Annotated in this window: 34 protein-coding genes and 1 tRNA gene; 11 read left to right on the top strand and 24 right to left on the bottom strand. The window is 64.2% G+C overall.

Annotation, left to right across the window (positions count from 1 at the left end; translation table 11 throughout):
- Positions 1 to 28: 28 nt before the first annotated feature.
- Positions 29 to 1,846, bottom strand: coding sequence for a lipid A export permease/ATP-binding protein MsbA (gene msbA, locus PO605_RS10900; RefSeq protein WP_016452860.1), 1,818 nt, complete (start codon positions 1,844 to 1,846; stop codon positions 29 to 31).
- Positions 1,847 to 2,035: 189 nt separating this feature from the next.
- Here msbA and tolB point away from each other — a divergent pair, with 189 nt between their 5' ends.
- The 5 genes from tolB (at position 2,036) to PO605_RS10875 (ending at position 5,729) form a co-directional block, all read left to right on the top strand.
- Positions 2,036 to 3,355, top strand: coding sequence for a Tol-Pal system beta propeller repeat protein TolB (gene tolB, locus PO605_RS10895; RefSeq protein ID WP_016446823.1), 1,320 nt, complete (start codon positions 2,036 to 2,038; stop codon positions 3,353 to 3,355).
- A gap of 78 nt (positions 3,356 to 3,433) precedes the next feature.
- Positions 3,434 to 3,976, top strand: a complete 543-nt coding sequence (gene pal / locus PO605_RS10890) for a peptidoglycan-associated lipoprotein Pal (RefSeq protein WP_016446824.1) — start codon at positions 3,434 to 3,436, stop codon at positions 3,974 to 3,976.
- Complete coding sequence (gene ybgF / locus PO605_RS10885; protein ID WP_034363943.1) at positions 3,976 to 4,758, top strand: tol-pal system protein YbgF; 783 nt, start codon at positions 3,976 to 3,978, stop codon at positions 4,756 to 4,758. Before pal ends, ybgF begins: the two co-directional genes overlap by 1 nt.
- The gene (locus tag PO605_RS10880) at positions 4,758 to 5,585 is read left to right on the top strand and encodes a tRNA threonylcarbamoyladenosine dehydratase (protein ID WP_047472114.1); all 828 of its coding nucleotides are present in this window, start codon (positions 4,758 to 4,760) and stop codon (positions 5,583 to 5,585) included. Before ybgF ends, PO605_RS10880 begins: the two co-directional genes overlap by 1 nt.
- Before the next feature lie 68 nt (positions 5,586 to 5,653).
- Positions 5,654 to 5,729 (top strand) — tRNA-Lys (locus PO605_RS10875).
- A gap of 100 nt (positions 5,730 to 5,829) precedes the next feature.
- On the opposite strand, the gene PO605_RS31020 is transcribed toward PO605_RS10875, so the two are convergent.
- The 22 genes from PO605_RS31020 to PO605_RS10780 all read right to left on the bottom strand — a co-directional run bounded on the left by PO605_RS31020 (position 5,830) and on the right by PO605_RS10780 (position 20,383).
- A complete protein-coding gene (locus PO605_RS31020) occupies positions 5,830 to 6,111 on the bottom strand; it encodes a Lar family restriction alleviation protein (RefSeq protein ID WP_191625502.1) in 282 nt (93 codons plus the stop codon).
- A gap of 17 nt (positions 6,112 to 6,128) precedes the next feature.
- Positions 6,129 to 6,350: a DUF6527 family protein gene (locus tag PO605_RS31015; protein WP_151019427.1), complete on the bottom strand. Its 222-nt coding sequence runs from the start codon at positions 6,348 to 6,350 to the stop codon at positions 6,129 to 6,131.
- 116 nt (positions 6,351 to 6,466) lie between these two features.
- Positions 6,467 to 7,321 carry a hypothetical protein gene (locus tag PO605_RS10870; RefSeq protein ID WP_272206483.1) on the bottom strand — a complete coding sequence of 285 codons (855 nt, stop codon included), beginning with the start codon at positions 7,319 to 7,321 and terminating at the stop codon, positions 6,467 to 6,469.
- Between the two features lie 208 nt (positions 7,322 to 7,529).
- The gene (locus PO605_RS10865; RefSeq protein ID WP_272206482.1) at positions 7,530 to 8,297 is read right to left on the bottom strand and encodes a hypothetical protein; all 768 of its coding nucleotides are present in this window, start codon (positions 8,295 to 8,297) and stop codon (positions 7,530 to 7,532) included.
- Positions 8,294 to 8,500 (bottom strand): hypothetical protein, encoded by a 207-nt coding sequence (locus PO605_RS10860; RefSeq protein WP_012205240.1) that lies wholly within the window; start codon positions 8,498 to 8,500, stop codon positions 8,294 to 8,296. Before PO605_RS10860 ends, PO605_RS10865 begins: the two co-directional genes overlap by 4 nt.
- On the bottom strand, positions 8,493 to 8,774 hold the full coding sequence (locus tag PO605_RS10855; protein ID WP_272206481.1) for a hypothetical protein: 282 nt from the start codon (positions 8,772 to 8,774) through the stop codon (positions 8,493 to 8,495). Before PO605_RS10855 ends, PO605_RS10860 begins: the two co-directional genes overlap by 8 nt.
- Positions 8,768 to 9,364, bottom strand: a complete 597-nt coding sequence (locus PO605_RS10850) for a hypothetical protein (protein ID WP_272206480.1) — start codon at positions 9,362 to 9,364, stop codon at positions 8,768 to 8,770. The genes PO605_RS10855 and PO605_RS10850 overlap by 7 nt, the downstream gene beginning before the upstream one ends.
- Positions 9,365 to 9,431: 67 nt before the next feature.
- On the bottom strand, positions 9,432 to 10,778 hold the full coding sequence (locus PO605_RS10845; RefSeq protein WP_272206479.1) for an ATP-dependent helicase: 1,347 nt from the start codon (positions 10,776 to 10,778) through the stop codon (positions 9,432 to 9,434).
- A gap of 83 nt (positions 10,779 to 10,861) precedes the next feature.
- The gene (locus tag PO605_RS10840; RefSeq protein ID WP_272206478.1) at positions 10,862 to 11,086 is read right to left on the bottom strand and encodes a hypothetical protein; all 225 of its coding nucleotides are present in this window, start codon (positions 11,084 to 11,086) and stop codon (positions 10,862 to 10,864) included.
- 3 nt (positions 11,087 to 11,089) lie between these two features.
- Positions 11,090 to 11,479, bottom strand: coding sequence for a hypothetical protein (locus PO605_RS10835; RefSeq protein WP_272206477.1), 390 nt, complete (start codon positions 11,477 to 11,479; stop codon positions 11,090 to 11,092).
- A 13-nt stretch (positions 11,480 to 11,492) separates the two neighbouring features.
- Positions 11,493 to 11,771 carry a VRR-NUC domain-containing protein gene (locus tag PO605_RS10830; protein ID WP_272206476.1) on the bottom strand — a complete coding sequence of 93 codons (279 nt, stop codon included), beginning with the start codon at positions 11,769 to 11,771 and terminating at the stop codon, positions 11,493 to 11,495.
- A gap of 7 nt (positions 11,772 to 11,778) precedes the next feature.
- Positions 11,779 to 11,979 carry a zinc finger domain-containing protein gene (locus PO605_RS31010; RefSeq protein WP_442874708.1) on the bottom strand — a complete coding sequence of 67 codons (201 nt, stop codon included), beginning with the start codon at positions 11,977 to 11,979 and terminating at the stop codon, positions 11,779 to 11,781.
- A complete protein-coding gene (locus PO605_RS10825) occupies positions 11,972 to 12,523 on the bottom strand; it encodes a 3'-5' exonuclease (RefSeq protein WP_272206475.1) in 552 nt (183 codons plus the stop codon). The genes PO605_RS31010 and PO605_RS10825 overlap by 8 nt, the downstream gene beginning before the upstream one ends.
- The gene (locus tag PO605_RS10820) at positions 12,520 to 12,741 is read right to left on the bottom strand and encodes a hypothetical protein (RefSeq protein WP_272206474.1); all 222 of its coding nucleotides are present in this window, start codon (positions 12,739 to 12,741) and stop codon (positions 12,520 to 12,522) included. The genes PO605_RS10825 and PO605_RS10820 overlap by 4 nt, the downstream gene beginning before the upstream one ends.
- Positions 12,738 to 13,472: a hypothetical protein gene (locus PO605_RS10815; protein WP_272206473.1), complete on the bottom strand. Its 735-nt coding sequence runs from the start codon at positions 13,470 to 13,472 to the stop codon at positions 12,738 to 12,740. The genes PO605_RS10820 and PO605_RS10815 overlap by 4 nt, the downstream gene beginning before the upstream one ends.
- Before the next feature lie 86 nt (positions 13,473 to 13,558).
- Entirely contained in the window at positions 13,559 to 15,673 is a 2,115-nt protein-coding gene (locus tag PO605_RS10810) for a DNA polymerase I (RefSeq protein ID WP_272206472.1), read from the bottom strand.
- Positions 15,670 to 16,104 carry a deaminase gene (locus PO605_RS10805; protein ID WP_047472127.1) on the bottom strand — a complete coding sequence of 145 codons (435 nt, stop codon included), beginning with the start codon at positions 16,102 to 16,104 and terminating at the stop codon, positions 15,670 to 15,672. Before PO605_RS10805 ends, PO605_RS10810 begins: the two co-directional genes overlap by 4 nt.
- A gap of 62 nt (positions 16,105 to 16,166) precedes the next feature.
- Positions 16,167 to 17,117 (bottom strand): recombination-associated protein RdgC, encoded by a 951-nt coding sequence (gene rdgC / locus PO605_RS10800; RefSeq protein ID WP_272206471.1) that lies wholly within the window; start codon positions 17,115 to 17,117, stop codon positions 16,167 to 16,169.
- Positions 17,118 to 17,129: 12 nt separating this feature from the next.
- Complete coding sequence (locus PO605_RS10795; RefSeq protein ID WP_151019408.1) at positions 17,130 to 17,444, bottom strand: H-NS histone family protein; 315 nt, start codon at positions 17,442 to 17,444, stop codon at positions 17,130 to 17,132.
- 68 nt (positions 17,445 to 17,512) lie between these two features.
- On the bottom strand, positions 17,513 to 18,199 hold the full coding sequence (locus tag PO605_RS10790; protein WP_272206470.1) for an ssDNA-binding protein: 687 nt from the start codon (positions 18,197 to 18,199) through the stop codon (positions 17,513 to 17,515).
- A 61-nt stretch (positions 18,200 to 18,260) separates the two neighbouring features.
- Positions 18,261 to 19,652, bottom strand: coding sequence for a DUF2800 domain-containing protein (locus PO605_RS10785; protein ID WP_272206469.1), 1,392 nt, complete (start codon positions 19,650 to 19,652; stop codon positions 18,261 to 18,263).
- Between the two features lie 68 nt (positions 19,653 to 19,720).
- On the bottom strand, positions 19,721 to 20,383 hold the full coding sequence (locus PO605_RS10780) for a hypothetical protein (RefSeq protein ID WP_272206468.1): 663 nt from the start codon (positions 20,381 to 20,383) through the stop codon (positions 19,721 to 19,723).
- A 172-nt stretch (positions 20,384 to 20,555) separates the two neighbouring features.
- On the opposite strand from PO605_RS10780, the gene PO605_RS10775 reads away from it, so the two are divergent.
- From PO605_RS10775 to PO605_RS10755, 5 genes are read left to right on the top strand one after another with little or no spacing between them, the layout of a single operon-like run.
- A complete protein-coding gene (locus PO605_RS10775; RefSeq protein WP_046238170.1) occupies positions 20,556 to 20,750 on the top strand; it encodes a hypothetical protein in 195 nt (64 codons plus the stop codon).
- Complete coding sequence (locus PO605_RS10770) at positions 20,743 to 21,054, top strand: hypothetical protein (protein ID WP_272206467.1); 312 nt, start codon at positions 20,743 to 20,745, stop codon at positions 21,052 to 21,054. The genes PO605_RS10775 and PO605_RS10770 overlap by 8 nt, the downstream gene beginning before the upstream one ends.
- A 1-nt stretch (position 21,055) precedes the next feature.
- On the top strand, positions 21,056 to 21,325 hold the full coding sequence (locus PO605_RS10765; protein WP_272206466.1) for a hypothetical protein: 270 nt from the start codon (positions 21,056 to 21,058) through the stop codon (positions 21,323 to 21,325).
- Positions 21,316 to 21,645, top strand: coding sequence for a hypothetical protein (locus PO605_RS10760; RefSeq protein ID WP_272206465.1), 330 nt, complete (start codon positions 21,316 to 21,318; stop codon positions 21,643 to 21,645). The genes PO605_RS10765 and PO605_RS10760 overlap by 10 nt, the downstream gene beginning before the upstream one ends.
- Positions 21,642 to 21,977, top strand: a complete 336-nt coding sequence (locus PO605_RS10755) for a winged helix-turn-helix domain-containing protein (RefSeq protein WP_272206464.1) — start codon at positions 21,642 to 21,644, stop codon at positions 21,975 to 21,977. The genes PO605_RS10760 and PO605_RS10755 overlap by 4 nt, the downstream gene beginning before the upstream one ends.
- Positions 21,978 to 22,191: 214 nt before the next feature.
- Here PO605_RS10755 and PO605_RS10750 read toward each other — a convergent pair whose 3' ends face one another.
- Entirely contained in the window at positions 22,192 to 22,629 is a 438-nt protein-coding gene (locus tag PO605_RS10750) for a hypothetical protein (protein WP_272206463.1), read from the bottom strand.
- 152 nt (positions 22,630 to 22,781) lie between these two features.
- On the opposite strand from PO605_RS10750, the gene PO605_RS10745 reads away from it, so the two are divergent.
- On the top strand, positions 22,782 to 23,069 hold the full coding sequence (locus tag PO605_RS10745; RefSeq protein WP_272206462.1) for a hypothetical protein: 288 nt from the start codon (positions 22,782 to 22,784) through the stop codon (positions 23,067 to 23,069).
- Positions 23,070 to 23,172 lie beyond the last annotated feature (103 nt).

The raw sequence follows: 23,172 nt of genomic DNA, 5'->3' as shown, positions 1-23,172 counted from the left end.
CGGCATGGCCGCCCCCAATCCTGTCCGCTCAGGTGGCGTGGTTCCTGCTCAACCTGGCATACAGCCCGTCGCGCGCCAGCAGTTCGGCATGCGTGCCTTGCTCGGCGATGCGGCCGCGCTCCATCACCACCACACGGTCGGCATGCTCGATGGTGGACAGCCGGTGGGCGATGACCAGGGTCGTGCGGCCCTGCATCAGCCGTGTCAGCGCCTCCTGCACCAGGCGCTCGGATTCGTTGTCCAGTGCCGAGGTGGCCTCGTCCAGAATCAGGACCGGCGCATCCTTGTACAGCGCCCGCGCAATCGCCAGCCGCTGGCGCTGGCCGCCGGACAGCTGGCTGGCGTTGTGGCCCACCACCGTCTGCAGGCCCTGGGGCAGGCCGCGCACGTGCGAGCCCAGGTTGGCGGCGTCCAGCGCCGCCCACAGCAGTGCCTCGTCTTCCACGCCACCCAGTGCCACATTGGCGGCAATGGTGTCATTGAACATCACCACATCCTGGCTGACCATGGCGAACTGCTGGCGCAGGGCGGCCAGATCCCATTCGGGCAGGGGGGTGCCGTCCAGCAGCAACTGCCCATCCGTGGGCTGCAGAAAGCGCGGCAGCAGGTTCACCAGCGTGGTCTTGCCCGCGCCGGAGGGGCCGACCAGGGCCACTACCTCGCCCGGGCGCACGCGCAGGTCCACATGGCTCAGGGCGGGCGCCTTGTCCTCGCCAAACTGAACGGACACGTCGCGCAGCTCGATCTCGCCACGCGCCTTGCCGGGCACCTGGGTGCCGCCGGTCTCGTCGCCCGAGCCTTCGAGCAGGTGCAGGCCGCGCTCCAGCGCCGCCACGCCACGCGTGATGGGGTTGGCCACATCGGCCAGGCGGCGAATGGGGGCAATCAGCATCAGCATGGCCGTGATGAAGGCCGCGAAACTGCCCACCGTCACATCCTGCACATTGGCCGCGGCGGCTCCCGTGCCCCGGCTTTGCCACAGTGCGATGCAGATCACGGCCGACAGGGCGGCAGCGGCCAGCAGTTGGGTCAGCGGCGTCATCGCGGCAGAGGCGATGGTGGCCTTGATGGCCAGCTTGCGCAGTTGCCCGCTCAGGCCGCCAAAGCGCTTTTGCTGGCCCTGCTGCGCGCCATGCAGGCGCACCATGCGGTGGGCCAGCACGTTCTCCTCCACCACGTAGGCCAGGGAATCGGTGGCTTCCTGGCTGATCTTGGTGATGCGGTACAGGCGGCGCGACAGCGTCTTCATGATCCAGGCCACGCCCGGCACCACGGCGGCCACCACCAGCGTCAGCTGCCAGTTCAGATACAGCAGGTAGCCCAGCAGCGCCACCAGGGTGAAGCCATCGCGCGAGATGCCCAGCATGGCCTGCACCAGCAGGGTGGAGCCGGTCTGCACCTCATAGACCACGGTGTTGGACAGCGATGAGGCCGACTGGCGCGAGAACAAGGCCATGTCGGCCGCCAGCAGCCGCTCGAACAGGCGCCTGCGCAGCGCCAGCATGCCCTCGTTGGCAATGCGCGCCAGCGCGTACTGGCCCACGAACTGCGACAGGCCCCGCACCAGGAACACGCCGATGATGGCCAGCGGCACCGACCACAGGGGCAGCGTGCCGTCGGTGAAGCCGCTGTCCAGCAGCGGCTGCAGCAATGCCGGTATCAACGGCTCGGTGACCGCACCCACCAGCGTGGCGGCCACGGCCATCGTCCAGGCCAGGCGCTGACCACCAAAATAGGGGGACAGGCGCTTCAGGCGCTGCGACAGGGTCAGGGTGCTGGCGAGATCATGGGCCGCCGGTGCGGCGGACGGCGCAGGGGCCGGCGGCGGTGAGGATGGTGCGTGCATGAAGCGCGGATTTTACGGCGGGCTTGCCTGGGGCTGCCCCATGGGGAACCGATGCGGCTGGCGGGGATCGACAAAGCCTGGGCCGACAGACCCTACAGTGCACGTTCTTACATCGTGACGCATCCAGTGTGTGTAACATTCGCACCTGTGCAAGTACCGGGGTCTTCCCGTAGATATTGATGAATGCCAATGACTATTGACCGACTCCTTTCTCCTTCCTCCCTGGCGGCCGTGCCGCGCCCTTCGCGCCGAACCCTGCTGGCCGCTCTTGCCTCCACTCCTGCAATTCCCGCGCTGGCCCAGTTCCGCGTCGAAGTGACGGGCGTGGGCCTGACCCAGTTGCCCATCGCCATTGCAGCATTCAAGGGAGAAGGGCAGGCGCCCCAGAAGATCTCGGCCATCATCCAGGCCGACCTGGAGCGCAGCGGTCAGTTCCGCGCCGTGGACACGGCCGGCGTGCAACTCGATGAAACCTCGCGCCCCGATGTCGCCATGTGGCGCCAGAAAAGCGCAGATTCCCTGGCCGTGGGCAGCATCACGCGCCTGGCCGATGGCCGCTACGACGTGCGCTTTCGCCTCTGGGACGTGGTCAAGGGCCAGGACCTGGGCGGCCAGGGCTTTGCCGTCACCACCGGCGACCTGCGCCTGGTGGCCCACCGCATCTCCGACTACATTTACGAGAAACTCACGGGCGAGAAAGGCGTGTTCTCCACACGCATCGCCTATGTGACCAAGGCAGGAAGCAACTACCGCCTGTGGGTGGCCGATGCCGATGGCGAGAACGCGCAGTCCGCCCTGTCCAGCCCGGAACCCATCATCTCGCCCGCCTGGTCGCCCACCGGCACCCAGCTGGCCTACGTGTCCTTCGAGTCGCGCAAGCCCGTGGTCTATGTGCACGATGTGGCCAGCGGCCGCCGTCGCCTGGTCGCCAACTTCCGGGGCTCCAACAGCGCGCCGGCCTGGGCGCCCGATGGCAACTCGCTGGCCGTCACGCTCAGCCGTGATGGTGGTTCGCAGCTGTACCTGATCAGCGCCCAGGGCGGCGAGCCCCGCCGCCTGATGCAAAGCAGCGGCATCGACACCGAGCCGAACTTCTCCAGCGACGGCCGCTCCATCTACTTCGTCAGCGACCGTGGCGGCGCCCCGCAGATCTACAAGGTGCCGGCCTCCGGCGGCAGCGCGGAGCGCGTCACCTTCACCGGCAACTACAACATCTCGCCCAGTGTCAGCCCCGATGGAAAGTGGCTTGCCTACATCTCGCGCGTGGGCGGCGGCTTCAAGCTCCACGTCATGGACCTGGGCACCGGCACCGTGAATGCCATCACCGACACCACGGCGGACGAAAGCCCCAGCTTCGCTCCCAACAGCCGCCTGATCGTCTACGCCACGCTGCAGCAGGGCCGCGAGTCCCTGATGACCACCACGCTGGACGGCAAGATCAAGGCGCGGCTGGCAGGGCAGGGCGGAGACATCCGCGAGCCCGACTGGGGTCCGTTCCAGCGCCAGTGATAGCCCGGCTTCCTCGATTTCTTTTCAGTCAACAAGTCAACTCAGCACGAAGTCCATCCGGACATACGGAGATTTTTCATGATCACCATCAAACGACTTTCCCTGGCACTTGCAGTCACCGCACTCATGGCAGGTTGCAGCTCGGGCGTCAAGCTCGACGAAACCCCGGTCACCGACGCGGGCGCCTCCAGCACGGGCCAGGGCAGCGGTGCCGGCACCGGCAGCACCTCGCAAAGCGGCATCTCGGGCGTGGACCTGACCGGCTCGGCTGCCGACAAGGCAGGTCCCCAGGGCGTCAGCCGCATCGTCTACTTCGACTTCGACAGCTACGTCGTCAAGGCCGACGCCCAGCCCCAGATCGAAGCCCATGCACGCTTCCTGAAGGCGTCTTCTGCACGCAAGGTCCAGATCGAAGGCCACACCGACGAGCGCGGCGGCCGCGAATACAACCTGGCCCTGGGCCAAAAGCGCGCTGAAGCCGTGCGCCGCTCGCTGGGCCTGCTGGGCGTGAGCGACGCGCAGATGGAAGCCGTGAGCTACGGCAAGGAAAAGCCTGCCTCCGAAGGCCATTCCGAAGACGCCTACGCGCAAAACCGCCGCGCTGAACTGTCCTACCGTTGATGAACATGCAGCGCTCCCCGATCCTGCATCGCACCGCGCTGCGCACGCTGCTGGCTGCCGGCCTGATGGCCGGCTACGCCGCCAGCGGCCATGCTGCGCTGTTCGGCGATGACGAGGCGCGCCGCGCCATCCTCGAAATGCGCCAGCGTGTCGACAGCATGCAGCAGTCGCAGCAGCGCATGACCGAGGAAAGCGCGCAAACGCGCCGTGGCCTGCTCGAACTGCAGTCGCAGATCGAGCAGCTCAAGTCCGAGCAAGCCAAGCTGCGCGGCCAGAACGAGCAGCTGCTGCGCGATGTGGCCGAGCTGCAGCGCGGCCAGCGCGACATCGCCAAGGGCGTGGACGAGCGCCTGCGCCAGTTCGAGCCGGTCACGGTGACGGTGGACGGCCAGGAATTCGCGGCCGACCCGGCAGAGAAGCGCGACTTCGAAGCCGCGCTGGCGCAGTTCCGCGCAGGCAGCTTTGCCGAAGCCGGCACGGCATTCTCGTCCTTCCTGAACCAGTGGCCCAAGAGCGGCTACGTGCCCTCGGCACGCTTTTGGCTGGGCAACGCGCAGTACGCCAATCGCAACTACAAGGACGCGATCTCCAACTTCCGCGCGCTGCTGGCGGCAGCCCCCATGCATGGCCGGGCGCCGGAGGCGGCGCTGTCCATCGCCAACTGCCAGATCGAGATGAAGGACACCAAGGGCGCGCGCAAGACGCTGGAAGACCTGATCAAGGCCTATCCCAACGCCGAAGCCACAGCCGCGGCCAAGAACCGTCTCGCCAGTCTCAAGTGATGAACGACACGGTCTCTTCATCCCTTCCGGGAGAAGACAAGACAGCGCCTGAAGCAGGCGCTGTTTTTTCTGATGCCGACCTGCAGCGCCGCTTCGGCGGCCTGGAGCGCCTGTATGGCGTGCCGGGCGCCGCGCGCATCCGCGCCGCGCACGTCGTCGTGGTGGGCATCGGCGGCGTGGGCTCCTGGACCGCCGAGGCGCTGGCGCGCAGCGGTGTGGGCGAGCTCACACTCATCGACATGGACCATGTCGCCGAGTCCAACATCAACCGCCAGATTCACGCGCTCTCCACCACCGTGGGCCAGGCCAAGATCGAAGCCATGCGCGATCGCATTGCCCAGATCAACCCGGCCTGCCGCGTGCACTGCATCGACGACTTCGTGGATCCGGACAACTGGCTGCGCCTGCTGCCCCAGAACGCGGACGCCGTCATCGACGCCTGTGACCAGGTCAAGGCCAAGACTGCCATGGCCGCCCATGCGCGCGCCACGCGCCAGTGCTTCATTTCGGTCGGAGCGGCCGGCGGCAAGCGCCTGGCGCACAAGGTGGACATCGAAGACCTCAGCGCCACCACGCACGACCCTTTGCTGGCCCAACTGCGCTACCGCCTGCGCCGCGAGCATGGCGCGCCCAAGGAAGGCAAGCGCATCGGCATCGCCTGCGTCTTCAGCCGCGAGGCCGTCGCCCCGCCCGATGCCTCTTGCGCCATCGAAGGCGACGGCACGCTCAACTGCCATGGCTACGGCTCGGTGGTAGCCGTCACCGCCACCTTCGGCCAGTGCGCCGCAGGCTGGATCATCGATCAACTGAGCCGCATCAAGAATTGAGGCGTAAAATTTGGTGCTAGAATCTATGTCTTCGCTGAGCAGCATCTGATGCATGCAAAGCGTGGTTCGGGTCTTTAGCTCAGTCGGTAGAGCAGCGGACTTTTAATCCGTTGGTCGCGAGTTCGAATCTCGCAGGACCCACCAAAGAATTCTTGAATAAAAACAAGAACTTAGAACAAAAAGCCCGCTGCTGAAAAGTAGCGGGCTTTTTTATTTTTAAGTCGCCGTAGCCGTGGCGTAGCCGTCAATCCGAATTTTGAGGCGTTGATTCCGCTGACAACGAGTGCGGCTGCTCTGGTGCGTTACGTCGATTCCAGGCGGAGATAGCGCTGGCGCGGTCACGAGCCGCGAACGAGATTGCGCGCGTCAGGAGTCCATTCGAGGGGGTGCAGCGGTGCGTAACGGTGACGCTTTCTGGCTGCCTGTAGTTCAGGCGGGGAAAGGGCTTGATACCCTCTTGGACAATTGTTTGTCTGCCGCCGCAAAAAGGGCAGGGCAGTAACTCTGGTGCAGGTGCTGCGTTCACTGGTTCTTTCCTTTGATCTATCGTGTTGTTGAGGCTGGGGCCACGTCTAGCAGCGCGACAGTCTGGCCGCGCAATTGGTGCGAGCAGTCGTCCAAGAATTGCGCGCTGCCATCGTTGATCCACGAGTGGCAACGCCATCCTTCGTGACTGGTGGTGAGCACGCTGGGCCTGAGCGTTGGCGCATCGGTGGAACCGTTCCAAGACCAGCAGCCCGTGCCTTCGCGTGCTCCCTTGAGCATAACGGGTAAGGTAAGCCGGCCTGTCGGGCCAGGGAGGTGCAGCGTCACATGAGTGGCTTCATCTGCACCGCATGGCTCGTACCCCTGGCCGCGGATGAGTCGCACGGGTAATGCCTTCATACGGCGGCGCCGGCAGCAGCGCAGTCCTGCCGCGCACCCCACAGGGCGCGAGCCGCTTCAGGCCACGGGGCGTCCATGCGGTCCATCGCTCCCGGTGTACGCAGGTTCGCTGGGAGCACGGCATCGATGACGGCTTGCAACGCAGCCTGCGTTGCCTCAAGGCGCAGAACAGCTTCGTGGTGCCTATCGGTTTCTGCAGGCGCCCGGGGCGCTGAGACGAACTCGGCGTTCGCGGCCATAAGCATATCCCACAGCACGCGCTCGGTCAGCGTGGACTCGCGCTCGTTGCCGCAGTCGTCTACGACGATCCGCAGCATGTCATCGTGCTGTCGCACCTCGAATCCCAGCTGCTCCATCCAGCCACCGGCTTCGGCTGTTCGCCGGGGGAGAATGCTTTCGTCACGGGCCAGCAAGAAGGCGCAGTAGTTGGCAACGTCCACCGTGTCGCCTTTCTCCACGGCCGCGCGCAGGAGGTTGGAGAGGCGCTGCTGTGTGCAGCTTTCAGAATCCCAGCCGGCCCGGCCCTTGGCGCGCATCTTGCGCAGCTTCGTGGTCATGGCCATGGAAAGCAGGGATACGGCGTTGTCGTCGGCCTCCGATAGAGGGGGTATCACGACGTAGGGTGTTTCCAGCGCGAACAGGTGGCGAAGCCAGGACTGGGCGCCAGCCTTGGTGAGGTGCCCCTGCGCCTCGGGCTTTGTCGCCCATTCCGGCACCTGTGGCCAGCCGGCGGACTCCATGTGTTCACGCATTCTGGCCACCGTCAGCCCGGGCTGGCCGTACAGCAGCAGGAACATGCGCACGGCTTGGTTCTCGCCGTCGTCATCCAGCAAATTGATGCATTTCGTCATGTCAACACTCCCGTTTCCCGCACTGCCGACTCTGGAATCCAGTGGCCGTTGGGCTTTTGAACGAGGCACCCGGTACTTATGGAATAGGACGCCTTGAAGCCTGAATTTGCCCAACGGGCGTGGCACTGCATGTCTCTGAGAGTAGAGACGCCACTGGAAAGCATGCAGGCTGCGAAAAATGCGACTCCCCCGTAGGTAAGTGCGGCTTTCATGATTCGCTGTCCTCCCTGCGGGATGAACTGGAAATGCCTGCGTGATGCAGCCCTTGTCGGTGCGCAGGGTGCGCTTTGCAACGGGCGCAGTTGTAGGGGTCTGTGCAGCTGTCGAGTGGTGTGGATGGTTGCCAGCGGGCAGCCTTCTTGATCGTCTCGACATCCGCCGGAAAATTTGCGCAGATCGCCTTCACAAACCGCTGCAAAAAGCCGCCCGTGACCAAGAAGGCTTCCTCGGCCCACGGCTTCTTGGATTGGGCGTCCGGGTAGAACTTGGCCGCGCCAGCCGCCAGCGCAGCTTCCTTGATCGCCTCGTCGCTGATTTCGGGCTTTTCCGCCGGTGCGAACCGGTGCGTCGGGTCGTCCGGCCCGTCGACAGCGCGCAGCAACTGCTCGCGGTATTCTCCCCGGGTGAAAATGACCAATGCACCACCGGCCCCTTCGACCCATTTCACAGCGCCGCGCATGCCGTGGTCCGCCTCGCTGGCAAAGAACGCCGCAGCAGAGTTCAGGAGTTGCGCGGCCGCTAGAGCGCGCTTGTGGTCGCCATAGGGCGCCGCCAGTTCGGGCCTTGCACCAACCATTCGCTCATTCGACGGCGGCACTGCTTCATTTTTCGTAGCTTCGTAGATGCGCTGTGCATGCTCAGCATTCTGCAAACTCAGTGCGTGGGCGATGTCAGCGAAAGTGCAGCCTTCGGCCACGTAATGGTGGATCGCATCTTTACGAGCCGCCAAGAAGGCCGGCCAGGGGTTCATGGTCATTGCGCCACTCCCTTCGCCCGCTGCGCCCGGGCGTGGTCGTCACGGCAGTCTGCGTCGCAGAAGCGCAGACCGGAGGCGACAGGCTCGTCGCACCAGTGGCACAGGCCGTTGGCAGCCGGGCCGGGGTTGCGCCGGCTCGCTGCCAGGCGCATGGGGGCCTCGCGCTCTTCGCGGTCGGCGGTGATGTCTGCTTCGTCAGCCATGGGTCGTCTCCGGTTCGTTCCCCGTCGCCGCTTCCACAGCCTCGCGCAAGTCGTAGGTCGGCGAGCCGATGACACCCTTGGCGCCATCGGTCACCGCCCAGGTGTCGTCATCGCCATTCATGCCGCGCAGGCACTGCAGGGAGTAGCCGCCCGCCTCCAGGAAGTCGAGCAACTGGGTATCGCGGCCGGTGGCCGAGCCCCGGGCCAAGCCGGCCAGGTAGCCAGTGAACAGCAGCGCCACGCCGCTGAGGATGGCAAAGGCAGTGATCAGCATGCGGCACCGCCTTCACGGGCCTTGGCCTCGCACTTCAGAGCCGCATAGGCCACGCAGTCTTCGCCGCTGTCCTGGTGGTAGCCGTCGCGCGTGAAGAGGCGCACGTCCTTCAGGATCTGCATGAAGTGCCACCCCTGGGCCTCCGTCATGCTGGCGCCGTGAAACTGGTTGAAGATGGCCACGGTCTGGGCCATCGACCGTTCGCCTTCGGGTTTGTCGTAGGTTGCTGCACGGTCCCGCAGGTGGCCCGCTGCAGTTTCCAGGATGTCTGGAGCACGGCCGGGAAGATCCGCTGCCGCCAGCTCGATGCTCTCGACCGGGAGGTCTACCGCCTGGGGCACTGGCGCGGGGGCAGGCTGGCTAATCAGTTCGACGAGATCCAGCCCCGAAGCCTGCTGGCGGTGATTGCCGCCTTCAGCAGTCCAGTAGATGGGGGCGGGCCCGGGGTGGGCGCCGACGAAGTTGCCCATGACAGGGTAGGGATACCCTTCGTGAACGAAGCTACTGCCCACATCCTTGATTTCGAACACCGCCCCGCCTCGGGTCCGCCACCGCTGGCCAACCGCCAGCTCTATGCCTTGAACTGCCATTTCGCACCTCCTTTGTTGAATGCGAAATTCAGTTTAGCAAAACAAAGCGAAATGCGAAAGTATTTCGCTAAGTTTTGCGATATTTCTTCAGCCCCTGGCGCAGGGCCTCATCGACCGACACCCGGCTGCGCAGCCGGTACATCGCGGACTCTTCCACGGTGTCGCGCGCCACGATCCGATGGACGGTGACCGGGCGGTCGTACCCGGACTGCATCTGGCGCGTGGGCCCGATGCGTTCGATCGCCTGGGCGTCGTTCTCGGCAGACCAGTTCGTGGAGAAAAAGACGCACTGGCTGGTGCCGTGCTGCAGGCCGTCGACGCCGTGGCCGGCACTGGCCGGGTGCACGACCAGCATCTGCAGGTGCCCGGACTCGAAGTCCTCTTTGGCGCCCTTGTCGTCGAGCGTGCGCGCCTTGGGGAAGGCCTTGCGAATTCGGGCGAGATCGCTCTTGAAGTGGTAGAAGACCAGCAGTGGCATGCCCAGGGCCTCTTCGACGACAGACTTCAGCGCTTCGATCTTCTCGTCGTGCACCAGTGCCCAGGCGCCCTGGTCGTCTGTGTAGGCCGCGCCGCTGGCGATCTGCAGCAGCTTCTGGCTTTTCGTGCCGGCCGAAAACGCCTCGATCACCTGGCCGTCGATTTCGGTGGCCAGCTCGCGCGCCATCTCGTCGTATTGCCGTTGGGCTGGCGCTGGCAGGTCCACGTAGATCACGTTCTCCTGGGGCTCGCCCACGTCGACGTAGTCCTTGATATCGACCACCAGGGTGATGTCGCGTATGGCGTTGCGGATCTGCTCTTCGGCGAAGGGCATGGGCTCGATCACCTGCTTTTGTGGGTCTGATCCGGGCACCGAACGAAACCAGCGGTGCGAGAAAGCCGTGAACGAGTTGCCCAGGCGGTGGCCCGCGTCGAGGAACCAGGTTGGCCCCCAGAGTGCTTCCAGGCCGGCCAGGGCCGGCGTGCCGGTGAGGTTCACCCAGCGCTGCACCCGGGTGTGCGCCACGCGCGCCAGGGCCTTTGCCCGGCTGGCGCCCTGGCCGGCCAGCCATTTTTTGCCGGACTTCTTGTGCGTCTGGATGGAGACGCGCAGGCCGCGCAGCTTGGTGGACTCGTCCACGACCACCATATCGAACGGCCAGTCCGGGCCGTAGTTGTCGACCAGCCAGTCCAGGTTGTCGAAATTGATCGCGGTGATGTGGCAGCCGGCCTGGATGGCCGCGCGCCGCTTTTTCTCGTCGCCGATGGCAACCGCAATGGTCATCCAGCCGAAGGACTGGCCGAAGCTGCGGATGGCGTCGCGCCAGGTGTCGCGCGCCACGCGCTTCGGGCCGATGACCAGGATGCGCCGGACGACCCCGAACAGCAGCAGGGTGGCCAGGGCCTCCAGGGTCGCCGCCGTTTTTCCGGAGCCCATCCCAGCGAACACGTTGCCCCGCGGCACCCGCAGCATGTGCTCTGTCATTTGGGGCTGCCACGGACGGGGCGTGTACCGCTTGGTCATTCGGCCGGAGGCTGCAGGATGTCTGCGACCCGGCGCAGCGTCCGCGCAGCGTATGCGAAGAGGTCAGGATCGCCGACGGCCTCAACCTGGCTGACGATGAAGGTCGCAGCCGCGCCGATCGAGATATCCAGTGGGTTGCCGGCGGCGGTGGCCGACAGGGCCGTGGCGAGTTCGCGCAGCGCGGCGTCGCGCTCATCCGAGTTTTGTGGAAGGGTGGGCATGGTTCAGCCCTCCTGTCCGCCGGCGCGCAGGTAGCCCACGAAAGTCATGGCGCGCTGTACTGCCAGTGGCGCGACTTCCATGGCGGCGATCTCTTCCGCCGTCAAGAAGGTGCTGGGGTCGGCCCGGAACTCGTCTTCCCAAAGCTCGAATGCCGCAGCGTAGCGGGCCAGGGTGTCAGCCTTCGACTGTGCCGTTGGGGGCTGGGTGGTAGCTGCGCGGATTTTCGATTGGATTTCCTCGGGGCTTTCGGCTGAAGTCATGACCTTGCCGTATATCGTGATCGCGGTGTAGGGCGGCCATGCACGGCCCACCCATTCCATTTTTTCAATCAGGTCCGATTGAATAATTGTCGTGCCCGAGTCGTTGGTATTTCGAACTTGAATAAGAGGCATAGCGGATGTGTCCTTATGCGGATTGGCTGTCGATCACGTCGACGGTAAAACCCAATGCGCGCAATTCGGCATGGCGGCGCAATTGGTCGGATCGCGGCGTCGCTTTCGGCTTCTTGTATTCAACGAAGCGGAAATAACGGGCCACGAGTTCTTGGTGCTCTGGTGGAATAGGTTTCAGCAGAATGTCATCGGGCATCCCGTTTCGGCCTGGGCTGACAAACTTCAGCAGCAGGTGGCCCGCAGACTTGTGGTTCTTGCGGTCAGCGCGCTCGATGGCGGATTCACGGGGCATACAGGATTCAGTGCGTGGTAGTCGAGGAACGTTGGACAAGTGCCGCTGAGGCTTGTTGCCGATAGGCGATCCAGCGATCTGCGTGGCAACTGGTTCGCGGTTTGCCGTTGTGTCCCAAACACTTGCGCCCCGGGATGGCTCCGCATTCAGGGCAGGACACCGATCGAACGGTAGACCTACCGACAAGAGGTATGGTCGGGCTACTCATGGTTATTGCGGTTCTTGATCTTGAAGAGATGGGCCACCTGAAACTGTGCGTCTGCCAGTGCGTTGTGCGCGCCAGCACCCTTTTCGCCCGGGTCATATTCAATATGCGGGAACATATTGCGCACGGTGCGGAAGTCGCGCTCGTTGGTGAAATACCAAGGAGCCTTCAGGCCCAGGCGCTGGAAGGCCCCGCCCACGATGGTCAGATCGAACGTCGATGAGTTGCCCCAGGGGCGCACGTCGTCATGGCGGCAGGTCTGCGCGATCCAGGTGGCAAAGTCTGCGAGCACCAGGTCAATAGGTTCGCCGCCGTAGGCAACCGCCTTGCGGGCCTCGTCGCCCTGGCGCAACCACCAGAGCACGGTCCCTGCGTCGATGGTGCCGCCGTGCTTGACGCTGGAGGCGAGGTTGATCGTGCGGTTGAACGTCGGCCCCAGGGTCTGGGTATGCAGGTCAAAGAAGACGGCGCCGATCGACAGGAGCGCGCCGGCCGGCGGCAACCCCATCGTCTCGGTGTCGATCATCAGGTCGAAGAATTGAGTCATCGCGCCTGGCCCTTGAACAGATCTCCGAAGATGCCGTCGAAAGGGTGGCCCTGCCCCACAGGGCGGGTTGCTTCCAAACGGGCGTGGGCCTCGCGCCAGCGCTTCAGCTCGCCGGCCAAGGCGATGGTGTCTCGCGAGAACTGGTCGCGGTTGATGGTCATCCCGTCCAGTTGCCGGTTGGCGCGCTGGACGAGGGAGTCGAGGTCGGGGTAGGTCATTCTTCGCACTCCGCGAATTGGCCGTCGGCGTCCAGCAGATACCACTTGCCGGCCGCCACGCCGTTCTCGCCCACCTTCGACGCGCGGATGTGAATCAGTTCGCCGTCGTCGTTGAAATGGGCCAGCACGATTGCGCCTTTTTCACCGGTCATCGCTTTCGATGCTGTACCGAGGGCGGCTGCAATTGCGTGTTCGCCAGTGGCTGCGGCGTGGCCCTTGTAGCCAGTGGCTGCGGCGTGGCCGTAGTTGCCAGTGGCTGCGGCGTGGCCCTTGTAGCCAGTGGCTGCGGCGTGGCCCTTGTAGCCAGTGGCTGCGGCGTGGCCGTAGTTGCCAGTGGCTGCGGCGTGGCCGTCGTCGCCAGTGGCTGCGGCGTGGCCGTCGTCGCCAGTGGCTGCGGCGTGGCCCTTGTAGCCAGTGGCGACATCTTTGTCGGCAGCCTTGATCACTTCTTGCACCTGCTCTGCCACCCATTCGCGATCCGCGCCGACCACCTGGGCGATCTGTGCGACACGCAGTACGGGGTCCAGCTCCGGGCTGATCTTTCCAACCAGCCAATTTGCGTCGTCAGCCCGGCCTGCTGCACGCAACGCGCGGTAGACGGGTACAAACTGGCCGCCTTGGGGGAACTGCTCAAGGAACCAACGGTAGCCGCCGGCGCAGGCGCTCCATTCTTTGACTCGTTCCTTCGTGATATCCAGGCTGTTGGCTGTGATGGGGGTGGTGACGGGCATGCGGTGCTCCTTGGTTGCGAAATTTATAACGCAAATGCTAAATGAAATATCGCAAAAAAGAAAGCCCCTTGCGGGGCTGTGGAGCATCAGTCTTTTTTGTAGCGGTATGCCTCGAAGCCCGCTGCGGCCAGTGGCAGATCTGGCGCCCAAGCGGGGTTGGTGGCCAGGATCTGGACCAGCCCGGCAGCCGTGAATTCGTCGGTGTCGGGCACCTCGGTCAAGGCCTCGTCGTGCACCGACAGCACCGGCAGGTAGCCGCGGTTCTCGGCGACGGCCATGGAGGGCGCCAGGATGTCGCGTGCGATGGTCTGGCAGCAGTTGCCGGTCATCTTGCCCCCGTGGGTAAAGACGCGCACCCACTGGCGCGTGGTCTTGCCTTCCTCGGACGCCTCGCCCCAATATGCGATGGCCTCGTCACGCCCCTGGCCGACAATGTGTGGCTCGAAGTACGTCAGGAACCGGCCGCTGGGCAGGCGCACAACCAGCCACTTTTGACCGCGATGCGAGACGGTGCGCAGCTTGATGAAGGGCCCGGCGGTGAAAACGGAGCCTGGGTTGCGGATAGCGTCCTTGGCCGCGCCGCCCAGGGCGTACCAGAACTTGCTGGTGGCCGGGTGCCGCGCGCGCCAGGCGAGCTTGCATGTCTCGCTGGCCACCCACTCGATTTCGTCGATCTCCAGGGACTCCAGTTGGGGGTGGCCCCAGGAGGCCAGGTTCTCCCATGCCTTGGCGACGTGCTGGGCCGGCACCATCTGCTGGATGGTGTCCCAGAAGTCGGCCATCTTCAGGCCGTAGCTGCGCGCGAACGTCTGGTATCCAGCCACGCCCCCCTGGTAGCCGGAGGCCAGGTCGGGGACCTTGCCGAAAGCGTTTCGGTTTTTCTTCTCGACGTTCCACGGGTCGCCGCCGATGATGCTCACCGCTGTGATGTTGTAGAGATCCGGCCCTGTGCCAGCGTCATACTCGCGGAAGGCTTTGAGCTTCCATTCCTCCCGCGCGATCCAGGCCAGCACCCGGCCCTCGATGTTCGACAGGTCCGCCACGACGAGTTTCTTGCCGGGCGCGGCCACCACGCAGCCACGCAGCGCAGCGGCGCCCAGCAGCATCAGGTTGTCGAAGAACAGGGCGTGCGTGCCCATCTTCAGGTGCTCGATATAGTCCTCGATCACCTCGGCCGAGGGCAGGCCTCGGGACGGCAGGTTCTGGGGCTGGAAGAGTCGGCCTGCCCAGCGTCGCGTGCGGCTGGCGCCGGCGAACTGCAGGCCGCCACGGAAGCGCCCGTCAGGCGACACGGCGGGGTCCAGGGCGGCGTATTTCGCTGTGCTCGTCTTGTTGCTGGCAATGGCCAGCTCCATCATCTCGCGCACGTCGGCCGGCAGGCCCTCGTCGCGCAGCATCACCTGGAAGGTGCCGGCCTGGGTGTTGTCGAGTTCGTAGCCCAGGCGCTGCCCGAGGTACACCCGGAATTTCTCGCGCTGGCCCGGCGTGAACTGCCCGCCGGACAGTTGCGCGAAGCGCGTGGCAATGCGCGCCTTCTCTTCTACGGCCGCCCGCGCGCCAGCGCGTGTCAGCGCCTGGTCCACCTGGAACCCGCGCTGGTTGATCCGCTGGTCCAGGTGCCACTCGGCGATGGCAGAGGCGTCCCAGTTCCAGACGGGCATGCGGCGCACGCACTCGCGCATGGCGGTGATGTCGTTGGCGGCGTACTGCTTGAAGCGCTCCCACTCGGCCGGATGCGTCAGGCGCGTGGCGCGTCGGATCTTGCGATTGTCTGGTTGGGGTTGGGTGAACAGGCGCACCAGCTTCTTGCCGTCGGCCAGCTTCGCCATGTCCGCTGGGACCTTCAGCACCCGGCACAGATCGGCGAGGCCGCCGGGCAGGGCGTGCGACAGCGCCATCGCCATGCTGCACCGCCAGCGCTCGTCCGCGATGCGCGGCAGATGCGCCTGCGCGGGGCCGTTGTGGATCGTCCGGTCGAAAAATGCGTTGTGGGCCCAGGCCTCGCTGTCCTTGTCCTCCATGGCGTAGAACAGCTCGTCGTGCATCTCTTCCGCCGTGCAATCCCAGACGCGCGCCGGCCCGTCGCCGATGGCATAGGCAAACAGCAGGTCTTCGGCCACCTCGGCATACCGCGCCGTGCCGACCTCTTTTAGATCACGCTCGGACCAGGTTTCGCGGTCGAGCCAGAGGGGGGCGGTCACAGCTCGCAACCCTCGATCTGCACGCCGGCCTCTTCGAACAGCATGCGAGCCTCGGTCAAGCTGGCTGCCCAACGGGCGTCAAAGTCCGGCCGGACGATGTAGACCACCCGGCGCACGCTGCGCTTGGCCAGAATGCGCAGGGCGCAACCGGCGCATGGGTGGTGGGTGACATACACGGTGCGCACGACGAACGAGGCGTTGGCCAGGGCGTTCTCTTCGGCGTGCAGCGTGAGCGACAGCTTCAGGTCTCGGTTTTGCAGGCGCTCGTCGGTGTCTGCGATGCCCGGCGGCAGGCCGTTGTAGCCGAAGGCCACCTGGTTCTTGGTGTTGCCCACGGCGACGGCGCCGACGCGCGTGGAAGGGTCCTTGCTCCAGATTTGCCCGATGGCTTCGGCTGTGGCGAGGAATTTGCGGTCCGTCTGATTGATCACTTTTTGCTCCCTTGCGTTTTGGCAGCAGCCCGCGCGAGCAGGCCGCTGGCGAAAGGCAGTGGTCAGCCGAACAGGTCCGCAAGCGGGTCTGTAGCCTTGCTGCCTTGGGCTTTTTCAGGACTCAGAAGATCCAACAGCTCGTCCATGATTGCGTCCAGGGCGGCCACCTCCAGGGTCAACTGCGCGTGCCAGACATGGCTTGCGTCGGGAGCGTCGTCGTTGATGGAATCCTCGGGCGCCGCTCGGTGTTTCACCCCCTTCAACCGCAAGGACTGGTCTATGCGAAACGCCACTTCGTCCTCGGTTTGGAAGCGCATGGAATCCACCTTGGCACCCTTGTCGATGGCGTTTCGCATGGTCGGCTCCGCTTCACGCAAGCGTTCGACCTTGACAGACCACTTTCGACCGCGGTTCCCAAGAACGATTTCGTCGCACGGGTAGAAGCTGCCGAAACACTCTTCGTCGTCTTTGTCGTCGAGCCAGTTGAGCAAGCGCTGCGTCAAACCCATGGCAGGTTCGCTCACGTGAACAGTCGAAGTCTTCACTGATTCGAGCGCGTGGACCAAAGCGCTCACCACGGCATCCGAAGTTTTTTGGGCGCTGGTGTTGACGAATAATCGATTGGTGCGTGTTGAGTAAATGACGTATGTCAATTTCGAGTTGACAAAGGCCTGGGCCAGCAATTCGTAGATCACATCTGCTTTGATCTCGTTGCGTTCTTTTTTTCCGGGCCTGCGTCCGGTCGCTACGGTGATGGCTTGCGCCTTTTCGTCTACCGCCTTGCGTACAGTAGCGCTGGGCAGCAGTTTCTTGTCTTCGCGGTAGCAAAGCGCCCAGCCGCCGGTGAACTGCAGTACTCGAGATTCGCTGTCAGGAACGACAGGTATGAAGCCGAAAGAGCTGCGTTCATGCTGTCCGGGGTCCGTAAAATGCGGCAGACGCGAGTCCAATTCCGCTGCGGTTGCCAAGATGTCAGCTTGGTATGTGAAGAGGTTGCGGGTGATGGGTTTCATACCAGCCTCCGGTCAGCGAAGTTGCTCGATATCGCCGCCATGCAAGCGCTTTTGGCTGAACCACGTGGGTGCTTTGCCGCGGCCCGTCCAGGTGGAGTTCGTTGCACGGTCGCGGTATTTGACGGGCACCTTCGTTCCGCTGACGCTGGAGGGCTTGCGGACCTTGCTGAAATGCGCCGCGATCTCGGCATCAGTGAGGCCGGCAGCGGTCATTGAATCTTTGGCGTTCTGGAGCGCTTCTTTCTTGGCCATGGCCTCGCCGACCTTGATGCGCTCGCCCAGGTCGTGATATTGCAGACGCAACTGCGCCAACTCTTCGCTGTTCATTTCCAGTTCCTTTTTGAAAAACCCCCTGCCAGCGGCAGAGGGCTTGTTTCATGGAGTGCGCGCGGGCCTTAGAACAGGGCGTTGGCGTCGACGGCTTCTTGCGAAACCTCTTCCTCGCCGAAGCCTTCTGCAGAAGTGGGGCCGGCGCCGAAGGGCTCGCCATCGCGCACGAACTGAACAGCCTCCAGCTTGGCGTAGACCTGGTTGGGGATCATTTCGCCGCTGTTGGCCTTGAAGGCCTTGCCAGCGACGAACTGCACCTTCAGGTTGACGTAACAGCCGCGGTACGGGGCCTTGAGCACGTAGCCCAGTCGATCCGTTACATCGATGCCGTTGACCATGCCGCGACCGTCTTCGGTGATCGTCACGAACTTGCCGTCCAGGAGCTTCGGGGCGATGATCTGAGGGCGCTGCTTGTTGCTGCACGAGATGAACAGCATGTCCTTGAACTCAGGCCGCACAGCACCGGCATCGTCGATCTTCGAGTTCCCGTTGCGCACCGCTTTCGAATTCGCGCTGATATTCACCAACACGTTTTCTGCGTTGGCACCCCACAAGGCCGTTGCAGCCTCCAGCAGGCCGGCTTTTGCTTGCGCGGCGGCGTCGGAGCCGGGCGGGAACAAACCGACAGCCTTGAATTTGGGCTCGGTCTTCTTACCGTTGATTTCTCCCGAGGCGGCTTGGAATAAGTCACCCCACTGCAGACGAATGTTCTTCAGGATTACAGGCTTGCTGGATGCGAAGTTCGATGCCATTTTGATTTCCGATCTTTGAGATTTACGAGTTGGCTTTTTGCGTATCGATGGCGCTCGGCAATCACTCGCCGAACAAAGCCGCCATAGGGTCAATAGGCGTGGGCGCGTCCTCGAAACCGTCTGCTTTGCACAGTGCCGGTCGCGGGTCTGTAGCCAAGGCGATCTGCGGTGCAGGCTCGCCCTGGGCGATCAGCGGCTGCAGGTCTTTCCACTTGCTGGGTGGAAGCTCTGCAGGCTGCGGGGGTTGGCCTTTGGGGGGCCGTTTTTGTTTGGACATTGCCTCGGCCATTGCCGGGCTGATGAGCTGGAACAGGTACATGCGGTCGCGAGGGATGCGAGCGGCATGGAGGACTGCTGCGGCAGCCTCTTCGTCACGCCAGGTGCGCTTGGCGGCGCGGCCGGGCACGAGCTTGTAGGGCACGCCGTCGTTGCGCACCACCGGCTCGCCGTTCTGCAGCGCGCGGTAGGTCGCCTCTTCGACATCCTTGGCCCACTGCTGGACGAACGGCACCAGGGCGTATTGAGAGCCCAGCTTGAGCGGGTCGGACCGGCGCAAGATGCCGCTGTCTGCCTCGCCGAAGCCGTCAAATACAGTGCCCAGGGCCTTCGAGGTCTGCGCGTAGCAGTTGCCTTTGGCCCGGCAGAAAAAGCAGTTGTCGTATTCGGGGACGAAGCGCGGCGCCGTGCGGGTCTCTTCAGCCTTGGCGGTCATGAATTTTTCGACCTCGCGCAGCTCGTCGATGGTGCAGGTGAAGCTGTCGGTGTGGCCGATGAACGGCTGCACGATGGTCATCGTGACCGTCTTGACCTCGCCGAAGACATCGTGTGCATGGACCGCGCCGAGGGCATAGCTGGCCATCTGCAGGTTGGGGCCGAGCAGCAGAGGCAGGATCTCGCCGGTGATGAAGTCCACGGACTCGTGGCGGATCACCTTGCTGGCGTGGACACGCTTGCGGCCAAACTTCGAGTCCATGACATGGAGCCAGTCGGACCCCAGCAGGATCACGTCGGCGCTGCCGTAGGCGTCTTCCTCTCCAGTGAACTGGCCGATGGGCACACGCTGCTCGACCAGCAATTCGCCGTCCAGCAGCTGGTGCTGCTCACGGATGAAGGTCACGGCCGAAACGACCGCGTCGATCATTTCCTGTGTGACTTCGACCTCGGCCTCGACTTGAACCTCTGCGGCCATGCCTGCGTGGAACTCTTCGTTCCAGGTCCCGCCCTTGCTGTCGCTCTCTGGGTGCGACCAGAAAACCAGCCTCGCGCCCAGGTAGACCTGCGGGTCGCGGTCGGGGTTGAGCAGCAGTTCCTCCTGCACCTGGTGGCAGGTGGTGCCGGCGCGCGAGGCGTCGCTGTTCTCGTTCGGGATGCCGTCCTGCGCCGCAGGGCTGGCTGTGCACGAGGTCCAGCGGTCTGCGCTGGATGGCGATAGGCGGGCGTGTTTCTTGGACATGGACGTGGTGGGGAGACAGCTACTTCGCAAACCCCCTCATGGAAGGGGCTTGCTGGAGGGGTTGTCGATCAGCCGAACAGCGGGTCCACCTCGGCGCCTGCGCCGGGATTCAACAGGCCGTTGACGTGGGCCAGGATTGCGGCGTTCTGGCCCAGGTCCTTGAGAGCGGGCACGTTGGCAGCGCCGGGCTTGAACTTCTGGACGGTGGCCATCACCGCAGTGGCGCCGTGCGCAGGGTTCTGCGCCAGCGACTTCAGGCCGGCGACCACTTCGTCCCAGGTGGGTTCAGCGGCGCCCGAAGTCGCGGCCGAGGCAGTGGCCTGTTGGGCTGTTGCAGAAGGCGCGGTACTGGCACTGGTCTGTTGCGTGGCTGCAGCTTTCTCCGCAGCGGCGAACGCTTCCTTCTTGGCCAGGTAGTCGGTGCTCGACACCTGCGAGAACTCGTTTCCCTGGGGTGCTGCCTCGCCGGGCTTCTGTGCGAACACCAGCTTGTGGGCGTCGCTGGCCCAGTACACCGTGCCCGCCGGGTCGCCATCGACGACAGGAGCGGTTTGGGTGCCGGCCGAAGCAGCGGCGGCAGCGGCTTCGTCTGCCTCGATCTCTGCCTTGGTGCGGCGCTTGCGGGTGCCGGTGGCTGCGGTTTCGCCGGCGACTTGCTGGCCGGACTGGTATGCGGCCAGCAGCTGGCGCAGCAGGTTGTTGGTCTCGTCAATCTTCGCTTCGATGGTCATGGTTGGCTCCGTAAAAACTTGCGAAATTGCGTTTGCGGAGCCTGCATTGTGCACGACATTTCGCGTTTGCGAAATAGCCAAGCCAAGTTCGTGGATTTTTGCGACATGATTTTGTGAAAAGCGAAATTCAACGCTAAAGTGCGCTCATCGCAAACACAAAAAGGAGGCTGCAATGTTCGCTTTCCTCAAGCCGCGCACCGTGGCGCAACTGCGTGAGCAGCAACTGAAAGAGGCTGAAAGGTCCCTGCTTACTTGGCAGGCCTCCCTCGAAGACGCCACCGCCATGAGCAAGATGTTTTCGGAGCGCGTGGCGCGCCTGCGCGCAGCAGTCGCCGCACAACAAGCCGCAGAGGGCACCCGTGGCTGAGCGCATCACGCAACAGCAGTCCCTCGCGCTGCAGCAACTGCTGCGAGAAAAGCCGATGGGGTACGCCGACATGGAGCTGGCCACCCGCATGGCCGCCCGGCGCCTGGCGCGTTGGGTCAAGAAGCATCGCGCTGATCTGCATGTGGCCGCCTGGGCCCCCGACAAGAACGGCCGGCTGTTCGTGCCGGTGTTCGCCTGGGGTCGTCGGCCGGACACACCGCGCCCAGGGCGTGCACTCACCCCCGCGGAGCAGATGCGCAAGACTCGCGCCGCGCGCGGCCGCGTAGCTGCAGAGGCTCGTTGAGATGCCGCGCCGCTTCCGCTGCCCTGCATGCCGCACGCGGCGCACGTCGTTCGTGCTGCTGATCAAGCACTGCTCAGACCACAGCCACGCTGTCTGCACCTGCGGGGGCTACCACTACGCGCACCGGCCGGGCTCCCCGTGTTGCGAGCGCAACCCCATGGCTCCTGTGCACGGCGCGCTGCGTGCAGGGGCCGACAACGACGAGGCCTGGCGCCTGACGATGGACATCGTCTGGGAGACGCCGGGCAAACCTATGGAGAAATGGCGATGACACCTGAGCAACAACAGCGGCTGGAAAAGCTGCTGCGCACCCATGAGGGGCGTTTGCAGGACGTGGCCAAGAGGCACGGCCGCAGCCAAGTCAGTGACGCAGCGCTGCAGGCGACTCGTGTGCGGCAGCGGGGCGCCCTGGTCGCGCTGGTGCGTGAACTGATGACCGAGCAGGTGCGCACGTTGCCTGCGGCGCCAGCCAGTGCGATCAAGGAAGCCTTGCGTTCTCCGGGCTGGCTGACGCACGCTCAAGCCTGGGATGCCGCCAGCGCAGTGGAGCAGGTACTGATCGACCACGGCGTCTGCGGAGTGGTGCAATGAAGCGCTCTGGAAAAGTGGGCGCCTTCGCATACGCCCAACTCATCAAGGCACTGCACGAAGGGCCGTACTCGCGCGCCGAGTTGGCGGAGCTCACCGGGCTGCACACCCAGACGGTCGGTCACTACGTCGACGAGCTGCGTCGCGCAGGGCAAGTGTTCATCGCAGCCTGGGACCAACCAGCTGACGGCGGCCGTAATCTGGTGGCGTGCTATCAGCTCGGGCAGATGAAGGACGTACCGCGCCCGAAGATGAGCGGGGCTCAGCGTACTGCCGCACGCCGTGCACGCAAGCTACAAGGCCTCGTGGCCTGGCCGGGTAGTGCCCATGCGTAGCCCGAAGAAAGGCCGCGCACCCAGCGGGCTGGAATCTCTGGGCCGTCTGCAAACCATCCGTTGCCTGCGTTGCGAAAAGGAGAAAAGCGGGGAGGGCGCTCGGCCGTTCAAGGCCTTCAAGGTATGCGCTGAGTGCTGCCAGGTCCTGGATTCTCTGCCTGTGGCGGCCAAAGATTCGGTCTCTCGTTGACACCCGTCTCCTGGCGGCTGCCGATCAGCGTAGCAGGCGGACGACCTGGCGCAGTTTGCTCTCGCGCGCCTGGCCGGCGTGTTCTGCAGCCTCGTCGTATGCCACGGCCACCAGATTGGCGAAACGATCGGTGGGCAGAGAGACTTTTTCCTCTTCCAGCAGCCGGTTGACCAGAGTGATCACCTGGGCAAGCTGGCCGGGGTCGATCTGCGTCGTCACGCCAGCCGATTGGGCTGGCAATTCAGGCACCGGCTCCTTGTCCAGAGATCCTTCCTCCAGCCCCAAGGCCTTTTCCAGGCGCCGCATGGTCTTCTCGGTCGGCGATCTTGTGGGGTTGGGGCCGAAGATCTGGCTGAGGAAAGCTGCGTTTGCGTAGCCCATCTTTACCGCCGCCTTATTCACGCCGCCAACGGCTTCCATTGCTTTGCGTGCATTTGCGATACGGAGGCTGGTGAGATCCATGGTCTGTGTCCTGAAGTGATTCGCATCAACGATAGCGAATACCGAAGTATTTTACAAGACGACCCTGTAAAAAATGTGAGCATAGAATCGTTGCTAGGCTTACGTTTATCGCATGTGCTATACGCTTGCGCGTGTTATTGCGCAAACGCTAAATGAATGCGACAATTCAGCGCATGCGACAACCTCTTCCCCCTCCATCCACGCCGCTCCTGGCCCTGCTGCGTCAGCTGGGCTCGGATGAGCGCCGAAACGACTTTGCCTCCCTGGCGGGCACGACAACGGCCTATCTCTACCAGTTGGCCACCTGCAAGCGTGGCGCCTGCCGTTCTCGCCTCGCTAAGGGCATCTCCGACGCATCGCTGGTGATGCATAAACGCCACGGTACGGAAATCATCACGATGGACACGCTGGCGAGCATGTGCCCGGTAGATCGGAGCTGAGCATGTACGTCCGATACCAACAGTGCGCCAAGTGCGGCCAGAAATTCCTGATGCCTCGGGTTCTGTGGAACCACGAGTTGTTCTGTCAGCCCAAGTCGGCCGG

The sequence above is a fragment of the Delftia sp. DT-2 genome, assembly GCF_028401915.1.
GTDB lineage: Bacteria > Pseudomonadota > Gammaproteobacteria > Burkholderiales > Burkholderiaceae_C > Comamonas > Comamonas tsuruhatensis.
The sequence above is the reverse complement of the archived record's forward strand: the minus strand, read 5'-3'. Positions and strand labels throughout refer to the sequence as shown.

Bases quoted from the DNA above. Each gene is read 5' to 3' on its own strand.
- rdgC (WP_272206471.1), bottom strand. From the start codon at position 17,117: ATGAAACCCATCACCCGCAACCTCTTCACATACCAAGCTGACATCTTG.
- PO605_RS10845 (WP_272206479.1), bottom strand. From the start codon at position 10,778: ATGGGCTCCGGAAAAACGGCGGCGACCCTGGAGGCCCTGGCCACCCTG.
- PO605_RS10775 (WP_046238170.1), top strand. From the start codon at position 20,556: ATGTTCGCTTTCCTCAAGCCGCGCACCGTGGCGCAACTGCGTGAGCAG.
- PO605_RS10820 (WP_272206474.1), bottom strand. From the start codon at position 12,741: ATGACCTACCCCGACCTCGACTCCCTCGTCCAGCGCGCCAACCGGCAA.
- msbA (WP_016452860.1), bottom strand. From the start codon at position 1,846: ATGCACGCACCATCCTCACCGCCGCCGGCCCCTGCGCCGTCCGCCGCA.
- PO605_RS10745 (WP_272206462.1), top strand. From the start codon at position 22,782: ATGAATGCGACAATTCAGCGCATGCGACAACCTCTTCCCCCTCCATCC.
- PO605_RS10755 (WP_272206464.1), top strand. From the start codon at position 21,642: ATGAAGCGCTCTGGAAAAGTGGGCGCCTTCGCATACGCCCAACTCATC.
- PO605_RS10785 (WP_272206469.1), bottom strand. From the start codon at position 19,652: ATGTCCAAGAAACACGCCCGCCTATCGCCATCCAGCGCAGACCGCTGG.
- PO605_RS10855 (WP_272206481.1), bottom strand. From the start codon at position 8,774: ATGCTGATCACTGCCTTTGCCATCCTCAGCGGCGTGGCGCTGCTGTTC.
- PO605_RS10750 (WP_272206463.1), bottom strand. From the start codon at position 22,629: ATGGATCTCACCAGCCTCCGTATCGCAAATGCACGCAAAGCAATGGAA.
- PO605_RS10850 (WP_272206480.1), bottom strand. From the start codon at position 9,364: ATGGCAGTTCAAGGCATAGAGCTGGCGGTTGGCCAGCGGTGGCGGACC.
- PO605_RS10870 (WP_272206483.1), bottom strand. From the start codon at position 7,321: ATGACGAAATGCATCAATTTGCTGGATGACGACGGCGAGAACCAAGCC.
- PO605_RS10760 (WP_272206465.1), top strand. From the start codon at position 21,316: ATGGCGATGACACCTGAGCAACAACAGCGGCTGGAAAAGCTGCTGCGC.
- PO605_RS10840 (WP_272206478.1), bottom strand. From the start codon at position 11,086: ATGCCCACCCTTCCACAAAACTCGGATGAGCGCGACGCCGCGCTGCGC.
- PO605_RS10780 (WP_272206468.1), bottom strand. From the start codon at position 20,383: ATGACCATCGAAGCGAAGATTGACGAGACCAACAACCTGCTGCGCCAG.
- PO605_RS10865 (WP_272206482.1), bottom strand. From the start codon at position 8,297: ATGACCATGAACCCCTGGCCGGCCTTCTTGGCGGCTCGTAAAGATGCG.
- PO605_RS10835 (WP_272206477.1), bottom strand. From the start codon at position 11,479: ATGCCTCTTATTCAAGTTCGAAATACCAACGACTCGGGCACGACAATT.
- PO605_RS10815 (WP_272206473.1), bottom strand. From the start codon at position 13,472: ATGCCCGTCACCACCCCCATCACAGCCAACAGCCTGGATATCACGAAG.
- PO605_RS10790 (WP_272206470.1), bottom strand. From the start codon at position 18,199: ATGGCATCGAACTTCGCATCCAGCAAGCCTGTAATCCTGAAGAACATT.
- tolB (WP_016446823.1), top strand. From the start codon at position 2,036: ATGACTATTGACCGACTCCTTTCTCCTTCCTCCCTGGCGGCCGTGCCG.
- pal (WP_016446824.1), top strand. From the start codon at position 3,434: ATGATCACCATCAAACGACTTTCCCTGGCACTTGCAGTCACCGCACTC.
- PO605_RS10765 (WP_272206466.1), top strand. From the start codon at position 21,056: ATGCCGCGCCGCTTCCGCTGCCCTGCATGCCGCACGCGGCGCACGTCG.
- ybgF (WP_034363943.1), top strand. From the start codon at position 3,976: ATGAACATGCAGCGCTCCCCGATCCTGCATCGCACCGCGCTGCGCACG.
- PO605_RS31010 (WP_442874708.1), bottom strand. From the start codon at position 11,979: ATGAGTAGCCCGACCATACCTCTTGTCGGTAGGTCTACCGTTCGATCG.
- PO605_RS10830 (WP_272206476.1), bottom strand. From the start codon at position 11,771: ATGCCCCGTGAATCCGCCATCGAGCGCGCTGACCGCAAGAACCACAAG.
- PO605_RS10860 (WP_012205240.1), bottom strand. From the start codon at position 8,500: ATGGCTGACGAAGCAGACATCACCGCCGACCGCGAAGAGCGCGAGGCC.
- PO605_RS10880 (WP_047472114.1), top strand. From the start codon at position 4,758: ATGAACGACACGGTCTCTTCATCCCTTCCGGGAGAAGACAAGACAGCG.
- PO605_RS10795 (WP_151019408.1), bottom strand. From the start codon at position 17,444: ATGAACAGCGAAGAGTTGGCGCAGTTGCGTCTGCAATATCACGACCTG.
- PO605_RS10825 (WP_272206475.1), bottom strand. From the start codon at position 12,523: ATGACTCAATTCTTCGACCTGATGATCGACACCGAGACGATGGGGTTG.
- PO605_RS31015 (WP_151019427.1), bottom strand. From the start codon at position 6,350: ATGCTCAAGGGAGCACGCGAAGGCACGGGCTGCTGGTCTTGGAACGGT.